Origin of the sequence: Mesorhizobium silamurunense, from assembly GCF_014843825.1 — a bacterium.
Taxonomy (GTDB): Bacteria; Pseudomonadota; Alphaproteobacteria; order Rhizobiales; family Rhizobiaceae; genus Mesorhizobium; species Mesorhizobium silamurunense.
Genome location: NZ_JHQR01000337.1, coordinates 1 through 1,602, shown reverse-complemented (window position 1 = coordinate 1,602; position 1,602 = coordinate 1). Strand labels below are relative to the sequence as shown.

2 protein-coding genes are annotated in these 1,602 nt (G+C 65.5%); one reads left to right on the top strand and one right to left on the bottom strand.

From position 1 onward, the window contains the following. Positions 1-1,289, top strand: a 1,289-nt coding sequence (betB, locus tag DH10_RS31765; RefSeq protein ID WP_192385718.1) for a betaine-aldehyde dehydrogenase, incomplete at its 5' end; no start/stop codon positions are given. A 95-nt stretch (positions 1,290-1,384) separates the two neighbouring features. Here betB and DH10_RS31760 read toward each other — a convergent pair. Next, positions 1,385-1,602 (bottom strand): AGE family epimerase/isomerase (locus tag DH10_RS31760; protein ID WP_192385717.1); only part of this gene is annotated, 218 nt, incomplete at its 5' end.

Below are 1,602 nucleotides of genomic sequence, written 5' to 3'. Positions count from 1 at the left end.
CCTGGGCGCGGCTGAAGCCGGTCGAGCGCGGCCGCATCCTGCGCCGCGCCGCCGACATCCTGCGCGCCCGCAAAACCGATCTCGCCCGCATCGAGACGCTCGACACCGGCAAGGCGATCCAGGAGACGCTGGTGGCAGACGCGCCTTCGGCCGCCGATTGCCTCGAATATTTCGCAGGCGCGGTCGCCGCCTTCAACGGCGATATGATCGATCTCGGCGGACCGTTTGCCTATACAAGGCGCGAGCCGCTCGGTGTTTGCGTCGGCATCGGCGCCTGGAACTATCCGATCCAGATCGCCGGCTGGAAGTCGGCGCCGGCGCTGGCCATGGGCAACGCCATGGTGTTCAAACCATCGGAGAACACGCCGCTTTCAGCGCTGGCGCTGGCCGAGATCTACAGCGAAGCGGGCCTGCCCGACGGGCTGTTCAACGTGGTGCAAGGCTATGGCGATGTCGGCGCCGGCCTCGTCGGACATGATGTCGTGGCAAAAGTTTCGGTGACCGGTTCGGTGCCGACAGGCCGCAAGGTACTCTCGCTTGCCGGCTCGAAGATGAAGCATGCGACGATGGAGCTCGGCGGCAAGTCGCCGCTGATCGTCTTCGACGACGCCGATCTCGAAAACGCCATCGGCGGCGCCATGCTCGGCAATTTCTATTCGACCGGCCAGATCTGCTCCAACGGCACGCGGGTCTTCGTGCAGAAGGGCCTGCATGACCGCTTCGTCGACCGATTGGTCGAGCGCACCAAGAAGATCCGCATCGGCGATCCGCTCGATCCGGAAACGCATATGGGGCCGTTGGTCAACAAGGCGCAGCAGGACAAGGTCGTCTCCTACATCGGCGCCGGCAAGCAGGAAGGGGCGACGCTTGCCTGCGGCGGGAACGTGCCGTCGCTGCAAGGCTTCGAGGGCGGCTTCTTCATCGAGCCGACGGTGTTCACCAATGTCACCGATGGCATGCGTATCGCTCGCGAGGAAATATTCGGGCCGGTGATGAGCGTGCTGAAGTTCGACAGCGAGGACGAAGTGATCGAGCGCGCCAACGACACCGAATTCGGCCTGGCGGCAGGCGTGTTCACGCGCGACCTGCCGCGCGCCCATCGGGTGATCGCCGAGTTGCAGGCCGGCACCTGCTGGATCAACGCCTACAATCTGACGCCGGTGGAAATGCCCTTCGGCGGCGTCAAGCAGTCAGGGATCGGGCGGGAGAATTCGCTGGCAGCACTGGCGCATTATTCGCAGCTCAAGGCGGTCTATGTCGAGACCGGGGACGTGGCAGCGCCTTACTGAAGGATTGACAAATTACGGACGTCGGCGGGACAGCACCCCCCTCTGCCCTGCCGGGCATCTCCCCCGCAAGGGGGGAGATTGGCAGCTTCGACGCCTCACCCCTTCTCCGCGGTCCCGTCCAGATACTGCGTCAGCGCATAGACCAGGTGGTAGAAGATGCTCGCCGGCACGTCGGTCGCCAGTGACCGGCCGCGCTCGTCGATGCGGTCGATCCACAGGCCGAGCGGCGCCGGGTCGATGTGCCAGCGGAAGAGGCGGCCGACACGCGCCTCGATCTCGGGCTTGACGTCCGGCCCGCCCGAGCCGTCGAGCG